Source organism: Streptomyces sp. NPDC048411, assembly GCF_040704695.1.
Taxonomy (GTDB): Bacteria; Actinomycetota; Actinomycetes; order Streptomycetales; family Streptomycetaceae; genus Streptomyces.
The window spans coordinates 37,397-56,505 of the sequence record NZ_JBEZKL010000044.1; the positions used below are offsets into that span (position 1 = coordinate 37,397).

Annotated in this window: 15 protein-coding genes and 2 pseudogenes; 8 read left to right on the plus strand and 9 right to left on the minus strand. The window is 70.9% G+C overall.

The window, feature by feature from the left end; translation table 11 throughout:
- Positions 1-38: 38 nt before the first annotated feature.
- The gene (locus AB0915_RS17870) at positions 39-1,589 is read right to left on the minus strand and encodes a sugar transferase (protein ID WP_366691995.1); all 1,551 of its coding nucleotides are present in this window, start codon (positions 1,587-1,589) and stop codon (positions 39-41) included.
- Positions 1,590-1,931: 342 nt separating this feature from the next.
- Here AB0915_RS17870 and AB0915_RS17875 point away from each other — a divergent pair.
- Positions 1,932-2,428, plus strand: a pseudogene (locus tag AB0915_RS17875) (D-arabinono-1,4-lactone oxidase); the annotation flags it as partial.
- Between the two features lie 15 nt (positions 2,429-2,443).
- Here AB0915_RS17875 and AB0915_RS17880 read toward each other — a convergent pair.
- Both AB0915_RS17880 and AB0915_RS17885 read right to left on the minus strand, forming a co-directional pair.
- The gene (locus AB0915_RS17880) at positions 2,444-3,439 is read right to left on the minus strand and encodes an MASE1 domain-containing protein (protein WP_366691996.1); all 996 of its coding nucleotides are present in this window, start codon (positions 3,437-3,439) and stop codon (positions 2,444-2,446) included.
- Positions 3,440-3,521: 82 nt separating this feature from the next.
- The gene (locus AB0915_RS17885; protein WP_366691982.1) at positions 3,522-4,364 is read right to left on the minus strand and encodes a PP2C family protein-serine/threonine phosphatase; all 843 of its coding nucleotides are present in this window, start codon (positions 4,362-4,364) and stop codon (positions 3,522-3,524) included.
- Between the two features lie 266 nt (positions 4,365-4,630).
- On the opposite strand from AB0915_RS17885, the gene AB0915_RS17890 reads away from it, so the two are divergent.
- From AB0915_RS17890 to AB0915_RS17910, 5 genes and pseudogenes are all read left to right on the plus strand, one after another.
- On the plus strand, positions 4,631-4,930 hold the full coding sequence (locus tag AB0915_RS17890) for a DUF1876 domain-containing protein (protein WP_366134816.1): 300 nt from the start codon (positions 4,631-4,633) through the stop codon (positions 4,928-4,930).
- A gap of 250 nt (positions 4,931-5,180) precedes the next feature.
- Entirely contained in the window at positions 5,181-5,597 is a 417-nt protein-coding gene (locus tag AB0915_RS17895; RefSeq protein ID WP_366691983.1) for a VWA domain-containing protein, read from the plus strand.
- Positions 5,590-6,702 (plus strand): XdhC/CoxI family protein, encoded by a 1,113-nt coding sequence (locus AB0915_RS17900; RefSeq protein ID WP_366691984.1) that lies wholly within the window; start codon positions 5,590-5,592, stop codon positions 6,700-6,702. Before AB0915_RS17895 ends, AB0915_RS17900 begins: the two co-directional genes overlap by 8 nt.
- A gap of 10 nt (positions 6,703-6,712) precedes the next feature.
- Positions 6,713-7,372 (plus strand): SRPBCC family protein, encoded by a 660-nt coding sequence (locus AB0915_RS17905; RefSeq protein ID WP_366691985.1) that lies wholly within the window; start codon positions 6,713-6,715, stop codon positions 7,370-7,372.
- Positions 7,373-7,391: 19 nt separating this feature from the next.
- Positions 7,392-7,604, plus strand: a pseudogene (locus AB0915_RS17910) (DUF6629 family protein); the annotation flags it as partial.
- A 124-nt stretch (positions 7,605-7,728) separates the two neighbouring features.
- Here the strand turns inward: AB0915_RS17910 and AB0915_RS17915 are convergent.
- Positions 7,729-9,429 carry an acyl-CoA dehydrogenase family protein gene (locus tag AB0915_RS17915; protein ID WP_366691986.1) on the minus strand — a complete coding sequence of 567 codons (1,701 nt, stop codon included), beginning with the start codon at positions 9,427-9,429 and terminating at the stop codon, positions 7,729-7,731.
- 74 nt (positions 9,430-9,503) lie between these two features.
- Positions 9,504-10,115, minus strand: a complete 612-nt coding sequence (locus tag AB0915_RS17920) for a TetR/AcrR family transcriptional regulator (RefSeq protein ID WP_366691987.1) — start codon at positions 10,113-10,115, stop codon at positions 9,504-9,506.
- Positions 10,116-10,602: 487 nt separating this feature from the next.
- Here AB0915_RS17920 and AB0915_RS17925 point away from each other — a divergent pair, with 487 nt between their 5' ends.
- Complete coding sequence (locus tag AB0915_RS17925) at positions 10,603-11,238, plus strand: hypothetical protein (protein WP_366691988.1); 636 nt, start codon at positions 10,603-10,605, stop codon at positions 11,236-11,238.
- 335 nt (positions 11,239-11,573) lie between these two features.
- Here the strand turns inward: AB0915_RS17925 and AB0915_RS17930 are convergent, their stop codons facing one another.
- Entirely contained in the window at positions 11,574-12,734 is a 1,161-nt protein-coding gene (locus AB0915_RS17930) for a DUF6777 domain-containing protein (protein WP_366691989.1), read from the minus strand.
- Positions 12,735-12,878: 144 nt separating this feature from the next.
- Here AB0915_RS17930 and AB0915_RS17935 point away from each other — a divergent pair, with 144 nt between their 5' ends.
- A complete protein-coding gene (locus AB0915_RS17935) occupies positions 12,879-14,159 on the plus strand; it encodes a streptophobe family protein (protein ID WP_366691990.1) in 1,281 nt (426 codons plus the stop codon).
- On the opposite strand, the gene AB0915_RS17940 is transcribed toward AB0915_RS17935, so the two are convergent.
- Genes AB0915_RS17940 through AB0915_RS17950 form a run of 3 tightly spaced genes read right to left on the minus strand, consistent with a single transcriptional unit; the run spans position 14,118 to position 18,286 of the window.
- Positions 14,118-15,227: a serine/threonine-protein kinase gene (locus AB0915_RS17940; RefSeq protein ID WP_366691991.1), complete on the minus strand. Its 1,110-nt coding sequence runs from the start codon at positions 15,225-15,227 to the stop codon at positions 14,118-14,120. The two genes, AB0915_RS17935 and AB0915_RS17940, sit on opposite strands and share 42 nt — an antisense overlap.
- The gene (locus tag AB0915_RS17945; protein ID WP_366691992.1) at positions 15,227-15,916 is read right to left on the minus strand and encodes a hypothetical protein; all 690 of its coding nucleotides are present in this window, start codon (positions 15,914-15,916) and stop codon (positions 15,227-15,229) included. Before AB0915_RS17945 ends, AB0915_RS17940 begins: the two co-directional genes overlap by 1 nt.
- Positions 15,917-15,931: 15 nt before the next feature.
- Positions 15,932-18,286 (minus strand): FHA domain-containing protein, encoded by a 2,355-nt coding sequence (locus AB0915_RS17950; protein WP_366691993.1) that lies wholly within the window; start codon positions 18,284-18,286, stop codon positions 15,932-15,934.
- Between the last annotated feature and the right edge of the window lie 823 nt (positions 18,287-19,109).

Here is a 19,109-nt window from a genome sequence, read left to right on the forward strand (position 1 = left end):
GGCCGAGGGTCATCTTCCGCATCCGGTCCCCGCCGCTCTCAGTACGCCCCGCGGCCGTCGGTGACGGCGCGCAGCGTACGGACCATGAGCCCCAGATCCGTGGCCACCGACCAGTTGTCGACGTACCACAGATCGAGCGAAACCGTCTCCTGCCAGGAGAGGTCGGAACGCCCGCTGACCTGCCACAGCCCGGTCAGCCCGGGCCGGACCGCGAGCCGTCGGAGCTCGCGCTCGTCGTAGCGGGACACCTCCTCCGGAAGAGGCGGACGAGGACCCACCAGGGACATCTCGCCACGGACGACATTGAGCAGCTGCGGCAGCTCGTCGAGCGAGCTCCGGCGCAGCAGCCGGCCGATCCGCGTCACCCGGGGATCGCGGCGGATCTTGAACATCGCACCGTCGTTCTCGTTCGCTGCGACGAGCTCCGCCTTGTGCGTTTCGGCGTCCTCGACCATGGTGCGGAACTTCCACATGGTGAACGGCCGGTTGTGCCGACCCTGGCGGATCTGGCGGTGGAACACCGGGCCCTCGGAGGTGAGCCGTACGGCTGCCCCGATCACGAGCAACAACGGTGCCAGCAGCACCAGTCCGAGCGCCGCACCCGTGCGGTCCACTGCAGCCTTCAAGGCCATCTGTGGCCCCCGGCGGAGCGGCGGCACGATGTGCAGCAGCGTCAGTCCGGCCGCCGAGGCGGGCCGGACCCGGCCTGCCTCGATCTCCGAGAGGTCCGACAGCACGGACAGCTGCAGCCCCCCGTCGTGCAGGCCCCAGGACAGTTGCCGCAGCCGCTCCCCGGAAAGCTGTGGTCCGGGTATCACCAGGGCCAGGTCCGCCGCGTGGGCGAAGGCCCCGCCCAGCACCGTCGACACGTCGTCGTCGGCGGGAGCCGGTGCGAGGTGCCCCGGGACCGGAGCCTCGCAGCCGAGTGATGCCTCTCCTACGGGTATGGCAGCAACGACGTTGTACGCGTGGTCCGTTCGGGAACCGAGCAGCCTCACCGCCCGGTCCACCCCCGAAGCCTCACCGACCACCAGCACCCGGTGCTCGGCGCGCTGCCGCGCTCCTGGCCAAGGAAGTTGGCGCACGAGCGAAACGGCCACGGTCACCAGCAGGCCGGGCAGGAGCGCCTCAACTGCGATCACCGGCCCTACCGGCTCGCCGAAGACCGTGCTGAGGACGGCCAGTGCGCCGATGAGCAGCAGCCAGTCCCCGGGCACGGTCAGTGCACCCCGGAGTCCCCTCGGCCGCTTGGTTGTGTACCGGCCACGCGCAAGCCGGGCTCCGACCCAGACCAACGCGGCGACGAGCGCCGCCAGTTGGGGCCGCGGGAGCCCACCCGTACGAAGGATGAGCCAGGCCGGTATCCCCAGCCCGAGAAGATCGGCACCGACGACGAGTGGCAGGTACCGGCCCGGTCTGCTCTTCGGTGCGAGCGTCTGGTCAGAACGCTCGCGCTGTACGGTCGGGGCACTCCACAGCCGCTCAAGTTCCCTGCTGCGAGGCCGATTTGAAGTGGCCCGTGGTCGTGGCGGCCCCGCCAGTCCCACGGATCCCGGTATGTCGGATTCGGGTAGCTCGACATGCCCCATGAACCCCCCAGTCACAGTTGCATCTCCACAAACGGGACGCATCCGCCGATCCCGTGGACTGGCGGATGCGCCCTCGCTGGCTGCACGATATCCACACACGTGCCATTTCGCTGGAGTTCTCGTGAAGTTCAGACATAAACGATGGCTCGGATCTCGTCCCGTTCCGCACTGTATACAGGAGGTCTGCGGTCGGCTGTTGGCATTTGGCGGGTTCCGCCCCGGGATTATGTGCGGACATGTCACGTCCTCACGGTGCCGCCCCCGCACCTGGGAGAATCACCCGAGGCTGCGAGCGCCGGCGACGAGAGAGAGAAGGCGTGGCGCCACCAGATCCATGGCAGGCCCGCCCGGGGCTGCACCCGGCAGCAGGGCGTCCCCGACGCCTGGCACCGGCGACTGCTCCACTTCCGGCTGGATTTCACCCCCAGTAACGGGGACGAGCTGCAGTCGGAGTACTTCGTGGCACGGCGCGACGCCGCGGCGGGGTTGCGGCACTGGACCGGATCCGGGACCGGATCGCCCCGCTGCTGCAGATCGGCGAGATCCGCACTGTGGCCCGCGACGACCTGTGGCTCAGCCCCGCGAGCGGCATCGGCGCGGTGGCTTTCCGCTTCACAGGGGTCGCGGACCCGGCCGCCGTCACGCCGGTGCTCGGAGCGATCGAGGAGGCGCTCGCACCGTTCGGCGCCCGGCCGCACTGGGGCAAGGTGTGCACGACCGCGCCCGAGACGCTGCGCGCGTTGTACGGGAAGTACGCCGACTTCGAGAAACTGATGGCCCGGTACGACCCGTCCGGCACCTTCCGCAACGACTTCCTGGACCGCCACTTCCCGCAGTGACGCACAGTGTGGAGGTCAGCGGCCGCCGCGCTCGTCCCGGTAGCGGGGCGGCCACGCGTTCGCCGATCTTCCCGGTGCGAGATGGTCGACCACCTCGGCGAGCTCCTCGCAGGCCTGCTCGATTCTGCGCCGGATGTTCATGTCCTCGCTGACGATCGACGCCAGCAGCAGTGCGGTGAGTGCCATGGCGCCGTTGAGGACCGCCAGATTGAGCATGATCTCAAGGATCGTGTGACCGGTGAACGGTCCCACTTTCTCACTGCCCGCGGTGATCGCCAGCACGGACAGCACCAGGGCACATGGCGCGCTGCCTGCCAGCTGGAAGCGCAGCGCTGCCCAGATGAGCACCGGGAACGTCAGGTAGAGCATCGACAGTGAGCTTCTGGTGGCCACCACGCCGATCACGACGCAGAAGACTGCCAGTGCGATCGCCTCCACCCACCGGTCGGTCCGCCGCGGCCGCCGCGCCCTGTGCAACACGAGGAGCAGGGGGGTGACGATGAGGACGCCCATGGCGTCCCCCGCCCACCAGGCCGCCCAGACCGGCCAGAAATGGCTGAGCGGCAGCCTGCCGGTGACCGCCAGCATGCCCGTGCCCATGGTGGCGCTGATCAGCATCCCGGCCATCGCACCGAGGAAGACCAGGATCACCCCGTCGCGCAGCCGGTCCAGTTCCTTCCGGAACCCGGCCCTGCGGAGCATGAGGTACGCGCAGACCGGCGCGATGGTGCTGCCTGCGACGATGCCGGGGGTGGCGAGGTCGACCGGGCCGGTGACGGTGGCGACGACGAGGAAGGAGCCAAGAGCGATACCGGGCCAGATACGCAGGCCGAGATGGAGCAGAGAGCTCAGCGCGATGCCCGTCGGTGGCCAAAGGGGGGTGACTCTGACCCCGTGGATGGTCACCTGCCTGAGCAGACCGATCTGTCCCGCACCGTAATAGGCGGCGGCGACCGCCAGGATGCTGAGGGCAGTCACCGCCGTACCTCTGGTTCCCTCACTGCGGATCACAGCTCTCATGAGACACCGCGGGCCCGGGGCGGCGGCTGTGTGACACGCTCGGCTCGCGGATGCTCACGTGTGCTGCCCGGCGTCACCGGTCGTCGTGCTGGGCGGCTCGGGACGCGTCGTGACGCAGGACGAGTATCGCGGCATCGTCCTCGTGCCCGGTGCGTTCCGCCGCCTGCAGCACCGCGTCGGCCAGCTCGTCGGCCCCGGCCGCGGCGCGTGAGGCCACCAGTTGCACCACCGTGTCCAGGCCCTCCTCGATCGGGAACGACGGCCCCTCGACCACCCCGTCGGTGAGCAGCACGAACGCCCCCGGGGTCGTCAGCCGGTGCCGCGTGACCGGATACTGCGGACCGGCCTGAATGCCCAGCGGCAGACCCCCCGCGTCCTCGGAGATGCCGGAGCGTCCGTCGACCGTCGCCCACACCCCGAACACATGTCCGGCGCGCGCGGTGTCGAGTACCCACGTGTGTGGGTCGAGACGGACGAACGTGCAGGTCGCGAAGAGCGTGCTGTCGACGGACAGCAACAGATCATTGGTGCGGCTCAGTATCTCGCCCGGATCCGAGGCCGTGGCGGCGATCGCCCGCATCCCGATCCGGATCTGCCCCATGAACGCGGCGGCTTCGACGTCATGGCCCTGTACGTCCCCGATGGTGAAGGCGAGCGTGCCGTCCGGCAGCGGAAAGCCGTCGTACCAGTCGCCACCGATGTCCAGGCCACTGCGGGCCGGCGCGTAACGGGCCGCCGTCTGCAGACCGGGGCGGGTGGGCAAGGTGGCCGGCAGCATCTCGCGCTGCAACGCCTCAGCCAGCTCCACGCGCGCCTGGTGCAGTTGCACCTCCTGCCGCGCCCGGGCAGTGAGCTGCTGCAATGTGGTGAGCAGTTCCTCCGCACTCACCGAAGCGGGAGGACGACGCCGGTTCATGGGCCGCTCCGCAGTGCATTCGTTCGCGAGCCGCAACACACAGGGCCCGACGTGGCGGTACGGAACTGTGAGGCCCTCTTCCGGCTACCCGCATCATATTTCGACGTTGAACACCCTGCAGTGCGAGCCGCCGTCGGGGGATCACGTCGCGCCGACCCGAAGGGACCGGGCCGGGAGCGCGCGAACGGACTCGGGTGGAGAGATGCTGAAGAGAGAACCGCGTCGTGGCGGCTCACCGTGGCCGGACGCGGGCGAGGAGGTGCGCAATGACACGCACGCTGGAATGGAATCTCCGCCTCGATCTTTCCGAGGAGGGAGGCACGACCAAGGCCGAAGCCGTTCTGGACACTGGTTCGGAGAAGCTCACCGGCCACGGGGTGGCGCGCTGCAACCCGACGGACGTGGATATCCCCATCATCGGTGACGAACTCGCGGCGAGCCGCGCGATGAAGGATGTCGCCGGCCAGCTGATGAGAGAGGCGGACCGCGAAATGGAGTCAGTGGGTGCCGGACCCCCGAAGGGTCCCCTCGGCAAGCCGTACGCCTGGACCGACGTGTCGAGCTAGTGCCGTGACCGGCAATTTTTACCCCATGAGGAGCGCCGTCCGGTGCGTGCCATCGCAAGGCGGCCGAAAGCCCTCGTAGCGGAGCTACCAGGGCTTTCGGCCAACGCGGCGAGCGGGCGTGCTGAACGGCGTGGCCGGTGTGGCCGTGGTGCGCGCGGCTGCAGGGCGGAGGGGGAGACAGCGGGGGTTCCCCATCCTTTCACGGCTGTTCCTGTCCCTCCGGAGGACGTATGACCCGTATCTCATCGAAATGCTCACGATCGGCACCCGACTGACCCGCGAAATGACGCACCGCGATCCGGACACGGCACCGGCCGCCGTCCCCGGGCGGAGCGGCGGCATCCGGCGCGGCGGGACGCCGGGTGCCTTCCTCAACACGGGCGGTGCGCCACCGCGTGGAACCGTGGTCGTCGTGCTCTCCGACGGGCGGCTGCGCGGTTACGCCCTGCTCGCGGATCGGATGCGGCGGCTGCGCCGGCCCGCACACCGGGTGGTGCGGTCCAACCCGCGCCGGGCCGGACCGGGTGACGAACCACGGGCCGTCGGCGTGCCTGCGGCGCTGCCCCGCGTGGACGCGTTCGTCGAGGGATCCAGCCTGCAGGTCCTGGAGCAGTTGGCGGCCGTCGTCGGCGGAGCCGCACCGGCGAGCGGTGAGTGCCATGCGTGAGATCCTCCCGGCGCTGAGCCGCTGGTACGCCTCCGGTGAACCGTTCGGACTTGCGACGGTTGTCGCGGTCACCCGCAGCGCGCCCCGCGGCCCCGGGGCGGCGATGGCGGTGGGCCCCGGCGACGAAGTCGTGGGCAGCGTCTCCGGCGGCTGCGTCGAAGGCGCCGTCTTCGACCTGGCCAAGGAGGTCGTGGAGACCGGACAGGCACAGCTCCACACCTTCGGCTACAGCGACGAGGACGCCTTCGCCGTCGGGCTCACCTGCGGAGGCGAGATCACCCTCCTCGTACGCCCCGTGTCGGCCGTCACCGATCCCGCGTTCGGTGAGGTCGCCGCGTCGGTCGCCGCACACCGTCCGGTGGTGGTCGCCACCGTGACCGACGGCCCCGCCCCGCGCGGCGCCGCGCTCGCCGTATGGCCGGACACGGTGTCCGGCTCCCTGGGCACCAGCGGCCTCGACGTCGCCGTCACCGCCGACGCCCGGGGCGAACTGGCCCAAGGGGCAACGGGCCTTCGCCACTACGGACCGCGCGGCGAACGCCGCGAGGACGACGTCACGGTGTTCTTTCAGTCGTTCGCGCCGCCGCCGCGCATGCTCGTCTTCGGTGCGATCGACTTCGCCGCCGCCGTGGCCCGCATCGGCGTGTTCCTCGGCTATCGGGTCACGGTGTGCGACGCCCGCCCGGCCTTCGCCGATCCCCGCCGCTTCCCGGCCGGGGCGGAGGTGGTCGTCGACTGGCCGCACCGCTACCTCCGCGACACCGGCACCGACGAGCGGACCGTGATGTGCGTACTCACCCACGATCCGAAATTCGATGTCCCGCTGCTGGAGGTGGCCCTGCGCTCCCCGGCCGCGTACATCGGCGTGATGGGGAGCCGCCGCACCCATGAGGAACGCCTGGCCCGGCTGCGCGAGACCGGACTCGGCGAGGCGGAGCTCGCGAGACTGCGCTCGCCCATCGGCCTCGACCTCGGCGCCCGCACCCCCGAGGAGGTCGCCGTCTCGATCGCCGCGGAGATCGTCGCGCTGCGCTGGGGCGGTACCGGCGCCCCCCTGGCGGACACGGCCGGGGCGATCCACCGGCCGCGACCGAAGTCCGTGTGAGGAGGAGACCGTGCAGCTGCACCACTCATTCACCGTTCCGGTACCGGTTGACGAGGCGTGGCGGGCGCTGCTCGACATCGAGCGGGTCTCGCGCTGCATGCCCGGCGCCACCGTGGAGGACTTCGACGGCGAGACCATCAAGGGCTCCGCCGAGGTGAAGGTGGGGCCGATCACCGTGACATACCGCGGCACGGCGACCTTCCTGGAGAAGGACGAACCGGAGCACCTGATCGTGCTGGCTGCCAAAGGCAAGGAGGTGCGGGGCCAGGGCATGGCCGCGGCCGCCGTCACCGGGACGCTCGCCGAGCGCGGCGGCGGCACGACCGTCACGGTCGACACCGACCTGACGGTCACCGGACGGCCGGCCCAGTTCGGCCGCGGGGTGATGAGCGACGTCAGCGACAGGCTCATCGGGCAGTTCGCCGGCTGTCTTTCCGCGCAGCTGTCGGAGGCGGCAGTGGCTGCGCGCGAACCCGAACCCGCGGCACCGCTCGGGGCCGGCGGCACAGGCATGTACGAGGCGGAACCGATCGATCGGCTGCGCACGGCGAGTGCACCGGCGGCTGAACGCACGGCGGCGGTCCTCGGCGCGGCCGCCCTTGTCGCGCTGGCCGTGGTTCTCCTGCGCGGGATCTGCCGCCGGCGGGCCGGCCACGGCCGGTGCCCGTGAGTGTCCTCGACCTTCCCACTCCGAACTGCTGGTCGTGGGTTACCTCGTGGCCACGGTCGGCTCCCTGCTGCTTTCCGGCGACCGGCTGCTCCGGCTGCTCGGCGTCCTGGTCGCAGTCGGGGCCGGGGGGTGCGCGGCGCTGTGGCGGCTGGAGTCCGTCTCGCCCTGGTGCGCGTTCGCGGCGGTGTGTTCGGTCGTCCTCCTCGGCCGGGCGCGAGGCCGGCCGGCTGCGGATCCACGGACGCCGGCACGGAACCAGTGCCCCTCCTGGCAGGCTTTGCCCCGTCGTGCCGCCCGGCCAGGAACGGTCGGTACGCAGCCACAGGGTGCGGGATCTCGACTCCATGGACACCGAGTTAACGCGCGCCGAAGTGCCGCTCCACGATCGCGGTGGAGTCGGTGCCGCGCGGCAGGATGCCGTACTGGTGACCGCGGTCCGCGCCCAGGCGTGCGGCGACGAACGCCTCGGCCTGGGGCGCCGGAGCGTGCCGCACCATCAGCGAGGACTGCAGGGCGAGCGCCATGCCCTCGACCGTCGCCCGCGCGCGGAGCTCGGCGGCGAGCGGATCGCGCAGATCCGCGACCAGCTCCTGACGTACCCGACGCACATGCGCGTCCAGCACAGCACTGGCCCCGGCCGTGGTCTCCAGCTCGGCCCAGAAGGCATCCAGGGATTGCGGGGTCCTGGCGATACCACGCAGCACATCGAGCGCGATCACATTGCCGGAGCCCTCCCACACGGCCATCACGGGCTGCTCGCGGTAGCGCCGGGCGAGTGGCCAGTCCTCGGTGTAGCCATTGCCGCCCAGACACTCCAGGGCCTCGTAGGCGTGGTGCGGACCGCGCTTGCAGATCCAGTACTTGGACACCGCGGTGGCCAGTCGGCGGAACATCGCCTCGGACTCGCTGCTGCCGGTCTCGTACGCCCGGGCGAGGCGTAGCGAGGTCCAGGTCGCGGCCTCCGTCTCCAGGGCCAGGTCGGCGAGGACCGCTGTCATGGCGGGCTGGTCGACCAGCCTGGCACCGAAGGCGCTGCGGTGCCGCGCGTGCCAGATGGCTTCGGACACCGACTGGCGCATGCCCGCGGTGGTGCCGAGGACACAGTCCAGACGGGTGTGGTTGACCATTTCGATGATGGTGGGAACGCCGCGACCGGGCTCGCCGACCCGCACCGCCCAGGTTCCGTCGAATTCCACCTCGGAGGACGCGTTCGACTTGTTGCCGAGCTTGTTCTTCAGCCGCTGGATACGGACGGTGTTACGGGTGCCGTCGGCCAGCACACGCGGCACGAGGAAGCAGGTCAGCCCGGCCGGGGCCTGGGCCAGAACGAGGAAGGCGTCCGACTGCGGGGCCGAGAAGAACCACTTGTGGCCGGTCAGCAGGTGGGCCCGGCCGTCGGAGTCGGAGGGCACCGGAACCGCGCGGGTGGTGTTGGCGCTGACGTCGGAACCTCCCTGCTTCTCCGTCATGCCCATGCCGAACGTCAGCCCCGACTTGCTGCCCGGGGCGATCAGCCGCGGGTCGTACGAGCGGCTCAGCAGGCCCGGGAGCCAGTCACGGCCCACCTCGCCGTCGCGCTGCAGTACCGGGACCACGGCGTGCGACATCGACATCGGGCAGGCGTGGCCCGGCTCGATCTGGGCGAACAGCATGAACGACGCCGCCCGCGCGACCGCGGCACCCGGCTTCGGATCGGCCCAGGCCGCGGTGTGCGTGCCGTATCCCACCGCCGCGCCGATGACCTCGTGGTACGCGGGGTGGAACTCGACTTCGTCGACGCGGTTGCCGTACCGGTCGTGGGTGCGGAGCACAGGTGGTGACGTGTGCGCGAGCTCCGCATTGTTCTGGAACGGTTCCGAGCCGACCAGGCTGCCGATCTCATGGAGCTCCGGCTCGTGCCAGGCCGCGCCGAATGCCCTTACCGCCTCGACGAGCGGCGGATTGGTGCCGTACTCGTCCAGGCCGGTCCGGGGCGGCGCCTGATTGGTGACCTCGTGGGTGGGGTGCGGTGCGGGAGCCCCTGACCGGAGGTCGGTGGAGTGTGCGGTGACGGTCATGTCGGCGGTCCTGTCTGACGTCGGCGGTGAGGAGTTTCGGCCGGGAGGTTGCTCTGGCGGTGCGGTGGGAGCGGTCAGGTGCCGCCCACTCCCACCGCTCTCAGGCACAGCGTGGCGATGTCCGCCACAACCGGCTCCGGGTCGGTGCGTTCGCCCACCGGGGAGAGCGGACCGAGCAGCGCCTCGCTGATCGCCCCGATGACGGCGGCGGCCGAGAGCCGGGCGTTCTGCGCGGGCAGCTCGCCGGCCTCGATCCCCGCGGCGATGACCGTCTCGGCGAGGGCGTGGTAGCCGCGGCGATAGGTCAGCCGCTCCGCCTCGACCAGCGGATCGACCGGCTCGGCAAGCAGAGCCCAGGCCGTGCGGGGTGTCCGCAGCGCCCGGAACGCGAAGACCTCGACCAGGGTGCGCAACTGCTCCGCCGCCCCTCGTGTGGCGCCCACGGCCTGCTGCACCGCGGTGAGCTCATGACCTGCGACATGACGGAAGACCGCGGCGAGCAGCTCCTGTTTGGAGGCGAAATGGTTGTAGACGCTGCCGGTGGCCACTCCGGCCCGCTCGGCGAGCGCGGAGATGCTGGCCGCGGCGTATCCGCCCTCGGCCAGCAGCTGCCGCGCGGCGTCCAGCAGCCGCTGGCGATGCGCGAGCCGGGTCGCCTCGGTACGGGCGGTGGGGCGGTAGGCCACGATGCTCTGAACCTCGATTCATGACTTCAGCTCCCACTGAACCACCGTTGTGTCCGCCGCGCAATGATCGGCGACTGCCAGCGACTGTCGGCGGCAGTCGGTGGCGGCAGAGAGGTTAGAACCCCCTTTCTCTTTTTCCGGGCCAATGGAAAGCTCGTTCGAGGCCGGGTGGGCGACGGCTGTTACAGAATTCCGTGTCGGTCACGCAGGGGTGAGCCGTGGTGCGCGCGGGTTGACGTGGCGCGCGCCGTGCCGGATGTGCCGGTCCCGAACGGGTGGGTGCAGCGGTCAGTGATTGACAGGTACCCGGGTAGTTGAATGCGTGCCAAGTGCATGCGTGTGTGACGGAAATGTCTGCATTTCGTAACACGTATCGAGGCGTCTGCCACAAATCGGGCGATCGGGCCAAAGTGTGCGCTCTCGGCATCACGCCGGGATCGATCAACGCTCGGGCCACACGGTCCGGGCCTGCACCTGAGGGGTTTTCATGTCCCGTTCCGCACGGCGGTTCGCTGCTGCCGTTATTGCTGCCGGCGCGCTGGTGGGAGCCGCCGCTCTCCCGGCCGCCGCCGACGACAACGACCGCGGTTATGACTGGTCGAACTCGTATTCCGGCGTCGTCCGCCATGAGATGCGCGATCACGACGGTTGGGGCCACAAGGACTGCGACCACAAGGACCGCGATCACAAGGACCGCGACCACAGGGACCGTGACCGCAAGGACCGCGACCACAGGGACCGTGACCGCAAGGACCGCGACCACGATCGTTGGGGCCACGATGGTTGGGGCCACAAGGACCGCGATCACGATGGTTGGGGCCACAAGGACCGTGACCGCAAGGACCGTGACCGCAAGGACCGTGACCGCAAGGACCGCGACCACGATCGTTGGGGCCACGATGGTTGGGGCCACAAGGACCGCGATCACGATGGTTGGGGCCACAAGGACCGTGACCGCAAGGACCGTGACCGCAAGGACCGCGACCGCAAGGACCGCGACCACAGGGACCGTGACCACAGGGACCGTGACCACAGGGACCGCGACCGCAAGGACCGCGACCACGATGGTTGGGGCCACGATGGTTGGGGCCACAAGGACCGCGACAACGACGGTCGTCGTTGACCCCCTGCATCCACCTGTCCTGACCCTCTGACCCCTGCTCCCTGACCTGGGAGCGGGGCTCCGCCCCATCCGTCCGCGGCGCACCCCGGCCCCCGGCCGCGGTGCGCCGCCCGAGTCAGGTGCAGCGGTCCATGGGCCCCTGCGCCGGACACCGCCCGCGGCGCGAGCTCACAGCACCCCTCCTCCTCGTCATGGAACGCCTCGGGCCGGTAGTGCCTGTCGTGGCTCACCCGCATCCCCGAATGGCCCGCGACACCGCGCAAAAAGGTCCTAGGAGAAGGCGCCGGCCTCGGACGTGCTTTTGGGGACGGAGGACGCCGCGGAGGCCTGCGGTGTCAGGGACTCCGTGTTGCCGGCTCCGGGGTCGGCCGGGACGCGGGCGACTCGGTGAAGGGCGGTGGCGCGGAGGCCGTCGGCTTCGGGGAAGGCGGGGCCGGTGAATTCGGCGGCGCGGATGCGGGTGTGCGCGAGGACGGGGACTCGGTCGCCGGCGACTTCGAGGACGCCGAAGTCGACGGGCAGGGGCCGGTGGACGGGCAGGGTGACGGTGTGTGTTCGGCGGGCGGCTCGGTCTTCTTGTCGCTGCCACCGGTGTCACCCGCCTTGCGGGCGAGCCAGTCCCCGGACTGCGGGTCGAACATGATGAACACGTCCACCACCTGGGCAGCGGGTCTCACCACCACGACGTGCGAGGAGCTGAATCCGGGCCAGGGTTCGCCCTTCAGCCGTGTGGTGCCCTTGACCGCGACCGGTGGGAGCTGCGGATTTCCGCACGCACAGCGCACCCGCGGCACACCGTGGTCGTCGACGAGAACGGCCGTGCCCGCCTGAAGCACCGCCTGGTAGCTGGTGGGGGCGCCGTTCCGGTAGCCGTGATTGGTGACCCGGGTGTCCATCCGCAACTGGACGGGGGTCAGCGCCCGCAGGTAGTCGGGGACGCCGGACGGATCGATGCCCAGGACGGAGGCGAAGGCCTTGTTCTTGTCCGGATCGGCTGTCAGCGCGGTGATCTGCTTCTCCACGTCGCAGCTGGCGACCTTGCGGGTGCCGCCGTACAGACCGGGGGTCGCCCCGTCCACACCCTGCGTGACGTTGGCCCGGGTCTCCGACGGATTGGGTACTGGGGTCGGCGTCGCCGGGGCGCTGGTTCGCGCCGTCGATTCGGTGAACGGATCCTGCCCGGCCGACCCCGCCGGCTGCAGGAACACCTTACCGGCCGCCACCGAACCGCCGCCGGAGCGGGTGAGCACGATGGCCAGGATCACCGCGGCCACGAGGACGGCGCCGATCGACGCCACCTTCGGTACGGAACGCCACCAGGGGCGGCCCGGACCACCGGGTCCGCCCGGTACCGGCGGCCCACCCGCGGATCCACCGCCGCCACCGCCCGACGGGACATCGGGCGGTGGCGGCACGGAACCCTGCTGAGGGGGGCCCGAGAGCGGGCCGGAAGGGGGGCCTGCCGGGCGGCCTGGCGACGGCGGTTGGGCACTCATGGGCTCTTCTTCCCAACGGAGGGATCAGTCCCAGTTTCTTCCGTTACCTGCCCATTGTGAGCCGGGTACTCGCGCGGCCCGCAAGCTGACGCCGTCGGGCCCTCCCAAGGGGCGGACGGCCGCGCTCCTGCCTAGCGTGGCAGCGTGAGCCACCAGGGATCCATCGACCGCAGCGGAGTGCCGCGCGCCGCGCACGGCTGGGGTGAAGCTGTCCTGGCCGTGCTCGCCGGTCTCGTGGTCATGGCAGCCACCGCTGCCCTCGGTCTCTGGGCGGCAGGTGCGAGCGGTCTCCCCGGGGGCGCGTTCGCACGTGTCGTCGCGGCCGTCGTGGTGATGGCGGCCGGCGGTTCCGTCTCCCTCTCGGGAAACGCCGGGGAACTGGTCAGGACCCATGCGGAATTCTCGGTGCTTCCCCTGTCCGTGACTCTGGCCGGGGCCCTGGTCATCGCCGCCGGCTTTCTGCGGCCCCTGCGCCACCGGGCGGTCGCGGGCGCACGCGAACTGGCCGGCTGGGCCGCCCGGGTGGCGGTGCTGTGGGCGCTGGTCCTGATCGGCCTGTCGCTCCTGGCCCGTCAGAGTTTCGAGATTCCTGTCCAGAATCCGACCGGGGCTGTCATCGGTGACCTGCCGGACGCCTCGCCGAAGGTCGGATTCAGGACCGACGTCCCGCTCACCCTGCTCCTCGGTCTGCTCTGGCTGGTGGGCGTCCTCGTCCTGGCTCTCGCCGTGTCGCGCAGCGCCCCGCTCCCGGCCCGCCTGCTGCGCTTCCAGGAGTCGGTGCGCCCGGCCGCGTACGCGATGGTGGCGCTGCTGCTCGCGTACGTCGTCCTGGGCGTGATCGTCGGACTCGTCGTCATGGTGACCCGGGGCCACCCGGCCGAGACGGTCGCCGTGATCCTCCTGGGGCTGCCGAACCTCGTCTGGCTCGCGTACACGCTCGGGCTCGGGGCAATCTGGGAGGGGAGGGTGGACGGGCCGTTCGGGCTGCCCATGCCCCAGGTGCTGGACTCGGTTCTGCGCACGCCGGACCTTTCCGTCCTCAGCGTCTCCACGCTCGCCGACCACGACAGTCGGGCCTGGTGGCTGGTCGTCGTCGCAGCCGTGCTGACCCTGGCTGCCGCCTTTCTCATGGCGGTCCGCTCGCCCGGCCGGATGCGGCCGTGGCAGCACGCCGTACACATGGCGGTGGCGCTCCTCCTCACCGTGCTGACCGTCTGTCTCGTCGCCAGGGTCTCGGCACACTACGGCCTGTCACTGCTGGGCATCGGGGACCTCGGCGGCGGTCTCGGCGGCGAGGTGACGCTGCGTCCGCGACTGGGATCCGCGCTCGTCGTCGCCGTCGCGTGGGGGCTGGTCACCGGCTTCCTCGGCGGCCTGCTCGCCTCAAGGATCCACCGGCGGGGAGAAGTCCCGGCGGACGGCTGAGGCGGTGACGGACTTCGCCTCCTGTACCAGCCCGGGGAACACGGGCAGGGCCCACCGCGGCGGCGCCGGTGGTGGTTCGGCCCCTGCCCCCGCGGCCCAGGCACCGATCCGCATGTCCACCTGCGTCGGCGGATGGTTCTTCTGCACCGCGCCCCGGGCCGCACCGCGCAGTGCCGCCACGAACTGCAGACACGAGTCGTACCGGTCGTCCGGGCTCTTGGCCAGGGCCTTCGCCAGTACCTCGTCGACGGTGGCCGGGAGATCGGGGCGCCGTCCGGTCAGTGGTGGCGGCGGGTCGAACTGATGGGCCCACAGCAGTGCCATGTCGTCGTCGCGCTGGAAGGGCGGCATACCGGCCATCGTCTCGTACACGACACAGGCCAGGCTGTAGACATCGCATCGGCCGTCCACCGGGCGGCCGGAGATCTGTTCAGGCGCCACATAGTCGAGCGTGCCGACGAACTGGCCCACCGAGGTGAACCCGGTCAGCGACAGCGACTTCTTCGTCAGCCCGAAGTCCGTGAGGTACACATGCTCCGGGTGATCGCTGTCCGTGCCCGCGGCGACCAGTATGTTGCCGGGTTTGACGTCCCGGTGCACCAGATCGTGGTCGTGGGCGGCATCGAGCGCGGACGCCACCTGCGTGGCGATCCGGACCGCCGTCCCGATCGGCAGCGGCCCCTGACGGTCGATGAGGGCGCGCAGGTCCTGCCCGGCGACGTAACGCATCGCGATGTAGAGGATGCCCTCGGTCTCCCCGGCCTCGAAGACCGGCACGATATGCGGATGATCGATCGCGGCGGCCACCCGCGACTCATGGGTGAACCGCTTGCGGAAGGTGTCGTTGCGGGCGAGTTCCGGGGCGAGCAGCTTGAGGGCGACCGTGCGGTCCAGTCGCAGATCCCTGGCCCGGTACACAACGGCCATGCCGCCGCGGCCGATCTCGCCCTCCACCCGGTAGCCGGCGATCTGTCTGCCGAGCAGATCGGACGGGCGGCCCACGGGCAGCGCCGTGTCCTGCCGGGGGGCGGGGGAGTGCGAGGGGCCCAGCGCGGGTGCGGGGGACATCACGCGTTACCCGTCCGGGTGGGTGGATGCGTGGTGTCCGCCCCGGACCGGTCGACGGGCCGCAGGAGCTGTGTCGGCTCGGCATCGGCGGGATCCGCCGGGCGGTACGGGGCCACCCGCGCGGGGTCGACGATCCGCGTCGGCTCGGGCTCCGGTGCGTGCGCCTCGCCCGCTCCGCGGTCCGTGGGGGCACTGCTCGGCCGACCGGGACCCTCCGAGGCCGCGTACGTAGTCAGCTGGGTGCCGTCGCAGTACACCCAGCGTTCGTGCTCGGCGTCGTACAGCCACATCGCCTCGCCGTCGGCGACCATGCCCACCCGCAGCCCCTGGGTCCGGCGGCGGAAGGTCTCCCCGTCGATCCGGCCCTCGGCCAGCTCCTCCGAGGCGCGCCGGTACTGGGTCAGCGACTCCTGGACCCGCGCCATCAGCGGCCGGGGGTCCGCGGTGCGCGCGAGCGGCTGTCCGGACTCCGGTGGGCCGTGGGGGACGGAGACGAGCAGCCGGCCGTCGACCCATGCCGACCAGCCGTTGGCGCAGAGGATCTGTCCCCAGTCGCCCCGCCGGCTGAGCAGCTGGACGGGAAGCAGCGGGTCGAGCGGCTCGGTGGGCCGGGCCACGTCGGGCGCTTCCCAGGCGGACATCCCGTCCGGCGGGACCACGTGTGTGGGGCGGAATTCCGGTGTCGCCATGGGCTCCCGCCTCCGCTACTTCCGCATGATGACGGGCTCGTGCCGGCGGAGCAGCCGCGCCACCACCAGTCCGAAGACGACCGACAGCACCACCAGCATGCCCATGTTCAGCAGCCACGCCTCCGCGGAGTGATCGAACAGCGGATCCGAGCTCACCTTTCCCGGCACGATCCTGGCGAGCCCGATGGTCCCGCCCATCGCCGCGAGCGCCCACCGGGACGGCACCAGCCACGCCAGCTGCTCCAACCCGGGCACCCCGTGCAGTTTCAGCAGCGCACCGCAGAACACGACCTGGACGATGGCGAGGAGCACCAGCAGCGGCATGGTGACCTCCTCCTTGCGCACCAGCGCGGAGACGACCAGACCGAGCATCATCGCCGTGAACGACAACAGGGCCACGGCCAGCGTGATTTCGACCAGTGGTGGCAGGAGAACGCCTTTGCCGCCGGGGGCGTTCAGATCGACGCCCACCAGACCGACCAGGGTCAGCACCACCGCCTGGAGCACCGTGACGGTGCCCAGGACAACCACTTTGGACATCAGATACGCCTGTCTGGACAGTCCGACGGCCCGCTCCCGCTGGTAGATCGCCCGCTCCTTGACCAGTTCCCGTACGGCATTGGCGGCGCCGGTCAGCACGCTGCCCACACAGAGGATCAGCAGCGCGTTGATCGCCGTGTCCTGGGTCAGCCGGCTACCGGCCAGGGCCCGGGTCATCGCGCCCATCACGAACGGCAGAGCGATCATGATGGCGAGGAAGGTCCGGTCGGCGCTCAGCGCGGCGGCGTACCGGCGGACCAGCGTCCACAGCTGAGCCTCCCTGCTCCGGGTCTTCGGCGGCGGCGCGACCGGGGCGGCCGCGGCGTGCGGCAGCCGGGGCTGCGCGCTGGAGTTCGCGATGTACTGCCGGTGGAACGGGGAGGCGCGGTACTCCGCCGACCATTTCCGGTCCCGGTCGTTCTCGAATGCCTCGAACGCCTCGGGCCACTGCTCGAACCCGAAGAAGGCGAGCGCGTCGTCCGGCGGCCCGTAGAAGGCGGTCTTCCCGCCGGGGGCCAGGACCAGCAGCCGGTGGCAGACATCGAGGCTGAGCACACTGTGCGTGACGACGATGACCGTACGCCCGTCGTCGGCGAGCTTGCGGAGCATATGCATGACCGAGCGGTCCATACCGGGGTCGAGTCCCGAGGTCGGCTCGTCGAGGAAGAGCAGCGACGGCCTCGTCAGCAACTCCAGCGCGACGCTGACGCGCTTGCGCTGGCCGCCGGAGAGGCTGTGGATCGACTGTTCCGTCCGCTTTTCCAGACCCAGCTCACGGATTACTTCGGTGACCCTGGCCCGTCGTTCCTCCGGGGCCGTGTCGTGCGGGAAGCGGAGCTCGGCGGCGTACCCGAGGGCGCGGCGCACGGTCAGCTGGGAGTGCAGGATGTCCTCTTGCGGGACGAGCCCGATGCGGTGGCGCAGCTCGGCGTAGTCGTGGTAGAGGTCGCGGCCGTCGTAGAGGACGCTGCCCTCGTCGGCCGGGCGGAGGCCGGTCAGTGCGTTGAGCAGGGTGGACTTGCCCGAGCCGCTCGGGCCCACCACGCCGAGCAGGCACTTCTCGCCCACCGGGAAGGAGATCCTGTCGAGCAGCGTCTTGCGGCCCCGGTCCACGGTGACCGCCAGGTCCTGCACATCGAGCGAGACCTCACCGGTGTCGACGAACTCCTGCAGCACGTCGCCGACCAGAGAGAACTCGGAGTGACCGATACCGACGATGTCACCGGCGGCGACCGGGGCGCGGCCGACCTGTTGGCCGTTGAGATACGTCCCGTTGTGTGAGCCGAGGTCGACGATCTCGTATGTGCCGTCCGGATGCGCCTGCAGTTCGGCGTGCCGGTGCGAGACGGTCAGGTCGTCGACGACGAGGTCGTTGTCGGCGCTGCGGCCGATGCGTACGGTATGGACGGGCCGCGGTCGCACGACGGTCGGCTGCCGGAACGTACCGGTGGCGGCCGGCATGGAGACGGTGGACGGGCGGTCTGCCGGATGCACCGCGGGGGCCGGGGGCTCCCGACTGACCAGAACGGCGCACGGCCCGTCCGCGGGATGACCGAACCGGATGACGCTGCCGGGTCCTACGCCCCATTCATGGATACGCCTGCCCGCCGTGTACGTACCGTTCGTACTGTTCTCGTCCTCCAGGGACCAGTGGTCGGCCACGGGCCGGAGCACCGCATGGTGCCACGAGACCCGGTCATCGTCGATGACGATGTCGCTCAGCGGGTCGCGGCCGACGTGGTAGTCCCGGCTCGGACTTATCACCGTGGGTCCTGCGTCGGTTTCGAGAATGAGCTCGGGCGCAGTCGACGCGACAGGCCTCTCGGACATGGTCGAATTCTATCTATTGGCGCGAATATCTGCTCATGGGTGCACCCCGGGCCGCTCTGTCGGAACAGGGCGGGCTCACGGGGCCGGTGCAGTTCCCCCTGGCCTCACCGGACCCGGTCTCCCGGCTGTCGCGGCGCGATGCCCAGCGGCCACGCCGCGGGTGCACGCTCTCGCTTCTACAGCCGGCGCGGACAAGCCGTCGACCTGACAGGGAAGGAGACCCGTCGCCGACCCGGGTGACGATCACTGAAGCGGACCCGTCTCATGGCACCCGCCTCGTCCTTATTGGAGCGGATCCCCGATGCGTCGTTCCCCGGCGGATCGCGTCGGCACAGAATGGCTTGAGGGCACACGTACATGACGATCCATCGCCCCGCAGGCCCGGCGCCCCACGGTCGCCCACGTGCCGCCCGCCGTTCCTCCGGCCTGGTATTCGGCTTGTCCCTCGTGCTGGTAGCGGCCTGGCTGCTGCTGGTGACCATGCGCGGTGCGCTCCGTGAGGAGCGGGATTTCAGGTCCGCGGTGGCCTGTCCCGCACCGGCCGGCTCCGGCGATCGCCTGTGTATGGGGTGTCCCGGCGGCCGGCCCCGGTTTCGCTGGTGACGACACCTGATCCGATCGGCGATTTCGCCCGCCAAGCCGTGCCGCGCACCGTGGTCCCCCAGCGGTACGCCCCGGCCTGCCGGACGGGATCCCGGTGGCACGTCGTCCGCTGACCAGGGGGCCGCCTCCCGCGCGACGACCGGGCGGCGGGCGGGGGGGGGCCGCCCCGCCCCCCCGGCGGCCCCGGGCCCCGAGGCAACGGCCCGGGGCGCGGCCCGCC

Bases quoted from the DNA above. Each gene is read 5' to 3' on its own strand.
- AB0915_RS17870 (WP_366691995.1), bottom strand. From the start codon at position 1,589: ATGGGGCATGTCGAGCTACCCGAATCCGACATACCGGGATCCGTGGGA.
- AB0915_RS17885 (WP_366691982.1), bottom strand. From the start codon at position 4,364: ATGAACCGGCGTCGTCCTCCCGCTTCGGTGAGTGCGGAGGAACTGCTC.
- AB0915_RS17890 (WP_366134816.1), top strand. From the start codon at position 4,631: ATGACACGCACGCTGGAATGGAATCTCCGCCTCGATCTTTCCGAGGAG.
- AB0915_RS17895 (WP_366691983.1), top strand. From the start codon at position 5,181: ATGCTCACGATCGGCACCCGACTGACCCGCGAAATGACGCACCGCGAT.
- AB0915_RS17900 (WP_366691984.1), top strand. From the start codon at position 5,590: ATGCGTGAGATCCTCCCGGCGCTGAGCCGCTGGTACGCCTCCGGTGAA.
- AB0915_RS17915 (WP_366691986.1), bottom strand. From the start codon at position 9,429: ATGACCGTCACCGCACACTCCACCGACCTCCGGTCAGGGGCTCCCGCA.
- AB0915_RS17925 (WP_366691988.1), top strand. From the start codon at position 10,603: ATGTCCCGTTCCGCACGGCGGTTCGCTGCTGCCGTTATTGCTGCCGGC.
- AB0915_RS17930 (WP_366691989.1), bottom strand. From the start codon at position 12,734: ATGAGTGCCCAACCGCCGTCGCCAGGCCGCCCGGCAGGCCCCCCTTCC.
- AB0915_RS17940 (WP_366691991.1), bottom strand. From the start codon at position 15,227: ATGTCCCCCGCACCCGCGCTGGGCCCCTCGCACTCCCCCGCCCCCCGG.
- AB0915_RS17945 (WP_366691992.1), bottom strand. From the start codon at position 15,916: ATGGCGACACCGGAATTCCGCCCCACACACGTGGTCCCGCCGGACGGG.
- AB0915_RS17950 (WP_366691993.1), bottom strand. From the start codon at position 18,286: ATGTCCGAGAGGCCTGTCGCGTCGACTGCGCCCGAGCTCATTCTCGAA.